Genomic DNA, 4,195 nt, shown 5'->3' on the forward strand with positions numbered 1-4,195 from the left:
CAGCGCCCGGCGCGCTGTCGCCCGCCGTTCCGCCGCCCGCCGCTCCGTCGCCCGCCGTTCCGCCGCCCGCCGCCCGCCGCCGGGTTGCCGGTCCTGGGGCGCGGGTAGCCGTCGGCCATGACTTCCGACGCGCAGAGCGGCCCGATCGATCCCGTCGAGCCCGACGAGCATCCCGAGGTCCCGACGCCCGACACGGGTCGCGAGGTGCCGCTCCCCAACCGGCACGCCGGTCAGTCCTCCGAGCGGCCCGGCGAGCACGACGACAGCGGCCGGGCGACCCCGCCGCCGCCCAGCGGCGAGGTCGACGAGGACCCGGACAACGTGACGACCCCGACCCCGGTCGCCGATCCCGGCCCGGAGGACCCCTCGGTCTCCTGAGGTCCCGCCCCGGCCCCGGCCCCGGCCCCGGCCTCGGCCCTGGCCCGGCCCCGGAACCGGAGGGCCCGGTCGCCGGCCGTGGACGGGCGGCGGTCGTCGGCCCCCACGCGGTCGCGCGTCCGCCCTGCGGTAGAACAGGGGCGTGCGATCGCTCGCCCCGAAGCTCGTCGCCCTGTCGATCGCCGCGATCGTGGCGGCGGTGGCCCCCGCGGCGTCCGCCGCGACGTTCCCGCGGGACGGTCTGGGCGTCAACGTCCCAGCGCCGCTCCTCGTGCCCCAGAGCGAGGCCGACACCGTCCGGGACCTCGACGCCGCACAGCAGGCCGGGGTGACGCGGGTGCGATTCGTCCTGTCCTGGAGGCAGCTCGAGCCGGGCGGCCCGGGGCTCGTCGACACCGGGAGGCTGGCGACGGTCGACCGCTTCGTCGACCTCGCCCGGGCACGCGGGATCGAACCGCTCCCCGTCCTGCTCACGACCCCGGACTGGGCCAGGCGCCCGTTCACGATCGAGACCGCGCCGCCCGTCGACCCCGCGGACCTCGGACGGTTCGCCGGCCGGATGGCGGCGCACTTCGCCGACCGCGTCGGGGCGTACCAGGTGTGGAACGAGCCGAACCTCTTCGCGTTCTGGGGCGGCCCCTCCGATCCCGCCGGCTACACGGAGCTCCTGAAGGCGGTGTACCCGGCGGTCAAGGCCGTCGCCCCGAGTGCGGCGGTCGTCACGGCCGGGGCGTCACCCGCGACCGACGGGCTCCTCAGCACCTCGGCGGTGACCTACCTCGAGGGGATCTACGCGGCCGGGGGGAAGGGGTTCTTCGACCACGCCGCCGCGCACCCCTACACCTGGGGGAAGCCCGACGCGTGGACCGCGGACGTCGACGGGCTGCACCGCCTGATGGTCCGCAACGGCGACGGCGAGAAGCGGATCTGGATCACCGAGGACGGGATCTCGACCGCGGCGGTCGCGCCCGGGACCACGGAGGAGGGCCAGCGCGACTACCTCCTCGACGCGTTGGCGAAGGCCGAGAGCCGCCCGTGGGTCGGTCCGGTCTTCGTCTTCGGTCTGCGGGACACCGGCGGCCCCGGTGATCCGTACGCCACCTTCGGTCTGCTGCGCGGGGACTTCTCGCCGAAGGTCTCCTACGCCGCGCTGCGCGCCGCGAGGCCGGTCCCGGCGCCCGTCGTCACGGTCGAGGGGCCCGCAGCGTGCCGCAGCACCCGCCGGGTCACGGTCACGCTGCGTCGGCTCCGCGGCGGCGAGCGGTACGTCCGGGTCGGGGTCCGGGTCGGCACGCGGGCCGAGCGGGTGACGGCGGGTCGGTCGCTGCGGACGGCGCGGGTCGACCTGCGCGGTCTCGGCGCCCGTCGCTACCGCGTCCGGATCACCGCGCGCACCACGACGGGGCGGGTCGTCCGCCTGACGAGGACCTACCGCGCCTGCGTCCCGGCGGCGACGCGCCGCTGAGCCGGGCCCCCTCAAGGCGACCGGCCCGGGGGACGGCCGCGGTTCCCGGGCCCGTCCGGGGCCCCGACGTCCCGCGGCCCCCGGGGCTCCGTCGCCGCGCGCGGCTCGCGGGCGAGGGCGGGGCGCGGAGGGACCGGAGCCCGCGCACCCGTACCCTGTGTCGCACCTGATGAGCGACCAGTCCAAGATCCGCAACTTCTCGATCATCGCCCACATCGACCACGGCAAGTCGACGCTGGCGGACCGCATCCTCGAGCTGACCGACACGGTCGCCGACCGCGACATGCAGGACCAGCTGCTCGACTCGATGGAGCTCGAGCGCGAGCGCGGCATCACGATCAAGTCGCAGGCCGTGCGCGTGTACTTCGACGCCGACGACGGCGAGACGTACATGTTCCACCTGATCGACACGCCGGGGCACGTCGACTTCACGTACGAGGTCTCCCGGTCGCTGCAGGCCTGCGAGGGCGCGCTGCTCGTCGTCGACGCCTCCCAGGGCGTCGAGGCGCAGACGCTCGCCAACACGTACCTGGCCGTCGAGGCGGGGCTCGAGATCATCCCCTGCCTGAACAAGATCGATCTGCCGGGCGCGGAGCCCGAGCGGGTCGGGGCCGAGGTGGCGGAGCTCCTGGGCGACGACGCCGACTCGATCCTCCGGATCTCCGGCAAGACGGGCGAGGGCGTCGACGCGGTGCTCAACCGCCTCGTGCAGACCGTCCCCGCGCCCGGCGGCGACCGCGACGCGCCGGCCCGCGCCCTGATCTTCGACTCCGAGTTCGACCAGTACCGCGGCGTCGTCGCCTACATCCGGGTGGTCGACGGCGTGTTCAAGAAGGGCGACAAGATCCGCGCGATGGCGGCCGAGACCGAGGCCGACGTCGACGAGCTCGGCATCTTCTCGCCCCAGATGGTGCCGATCACCGAGCTCGGCCCGGGCGAGGTCGGCTACGTCATCACCGGCATCAAGGACGTCATGCTCCTGCGGGTCGGCGACACGCTGACCCACCGCCCCGGCGTCCGCGGCGCGGGGGAGAAGCTCGTCACCGCGCAGGAGCCGCTCCCGGGCTACCGCGAGATCCTCCCGATGGTCTTCTGCGGCCTGTTCCCCACGGACAACGCGCAGTACCCCGACATGCGCGACGCGCTCGAGAAGCTGTCGCTCAACGACGCGGCGCTGGCGTGGGAGCCCGAGACCTCCGACGCGCTGGGCTTCGGCTTCCGCATCGGCTTCCTCGGCCTGCTGCACATGGACATCGTCCGCGAGCGGCTCGAGCGCGAGTACGACCTCGACCTGATCGCCACGATGCCCTCGGTGGGCTTCGAGCTCGAGCTGCAGGACGGCACGGTCCAGGAGATCCACAGCCCGTCGGCCTACCCGGACCCGACGTTCATCAAGACGGTCAGCGAGCCGTTCGTGAAGCTCAACGTGCTGACGCCGACGGAGTACGTCGGCACGACGATGGAGCTCTGCCAGGAGAAGCGCGGCGAGCACCAGGGGATGCAGTACATCTCGGCCGACCGCGTGCAGCTGACCTACGACGTCCCGCTCGTCGAGATCGTCCTGGACTTCTTCGACCAGCTCAAGTCGCGCACCCGCGGCTACGCGTCGTTCGACTACGAGCCGATCGGCCTGCGCGAGAGCGACCTGGTCAAGCTCGACATCCTGCTCTCGGGCGAGCCCGTCGACGCCCTCTCGCTGCTCGTGCACCGCACGAAGGCCCAGGAGATGGGCAAGAAGTTCACCGAGAAGCTCAAGGAGAAGATCCCGCGTCAGCAGTACGACGTGCCGATCCAGGCCGCCATCGGCGCCCGCGTCGTCGCCCGCGAGACCGTCAAGGCGTACCGCAAGGACGTCACCGAGAAGCTCTACGGCGGCGACATCTCGCGCAAGAAGAAGCTGCTCCAGAAGCAGAAGGTCGGCAAGAAGCGGATGAAGCAGGTCGGCAACGTCGAGGTGCCGCAGGAGGCCTTCCTCGCGGTGCTCGAGCTCGGCGACGCCTGAGCCCGGACCCCCGGGTCCGGGCCGAGCCGCCGCAGGGGACCCGTCGCCCGACGTTGCGACGATCCCCACGATGACCGCCGTGCCGCCGCCCTTCGTCCCGCTGACCCGGGAGGCCTGGGCGGCCGTCGGCGCCGACCACGGGCCGGCGCGCCCCGTGGTCGACCGGGCGGCGGTGCCCTCCTGGGCCGGCGAGGCACGGATCGCGGACGCCGAGCGCGACGAGGTCGTGCTCCCGCTCGCCCGGCTGGCCGCCGCCCGGCGCCGCCACGACCTCGCGCGGCGGGCGGAGCTGCGCGCGCTGGACCCGACCCTGGTGGTCGGGAGCGGCGAGGCGCGTGGGTCGGCCGCGT

The 4,195-nt window shown here is 73.9% G+C and carries 4 protein-coding genes; all 4 read left to right on the top strand.

Annotation, left to right across the window (positions count from 1 at the left end):
• The first annotated feature begins 117 nt into the window (after nt 1–117).
• Nucleotides 118–378, top strand: a complete 261-nt coding sequence (locus Q7T67_RS13500; RefSeq protein WP_304790388.1) for a hypothetical protein — start codon at nt 118–120, stop codon at nt 376–378.
• 142 nt (nt 379–520) lie between these two features.
• Nucleotides 521–1,843 carry a cellulase family glycosylhydrolase gene (locus Q7T67_RS13505; protein WP_304790391.1) on the top strand — a complete coding sequence of 441 codons (1,323 nt, stop codon included), beginning with the start codon at nt 521–523 and terminating at the stop codon, nt 1,841–1,843.
• Nucleotides 1,844–2,012: 169 nt separating this feature from the next.
• Nucleotides 2,013–3,845 carry a translation elongation factor 4 gene (gene lepA / locus Q7T67_RS13510; RefSeq protein ID WP_304790394.1) on the top strand — a complete coding sequence of 611 codons (1,833 nt, stop codon included), beginning with the start codon at nt 2,013–2,015 and terminating at the stop codon, nt 3,843–3,845.
• Nucleotides 3,846–3,915: 70 nt separating this feature from the next.
• On the top strand, nt 3,916–4,195 hold a 280-nt coding region (locus Q7T67_RS13515; protein WP_304790397.1), incomplete at its 3' end, for a hypothetical protein.

The organism is Patulibacter sp., assembly GCF_030655195.1.
GTDB lineage: Bacteria > Actinomycetota > Thermoleophilia > Solirubrobacterales > Solirubrobacteraceae > Patulibacter.

Coding starts and splice junctions, on each gene's coding strand:
- Q7T67_RS13500 (WP_304790388.1), top strand. CDS start 118: ATGACTTCCGACGCGCAGAGCGGCCCGATCGATCCCGTCGAGCCCGAC.
- lepA (WP_304790394.1), top strand. CDS start 2,013: ATGAGCGACCAGTCCAAGATCCGCAACTTCTCGATCATCGCCCACATC.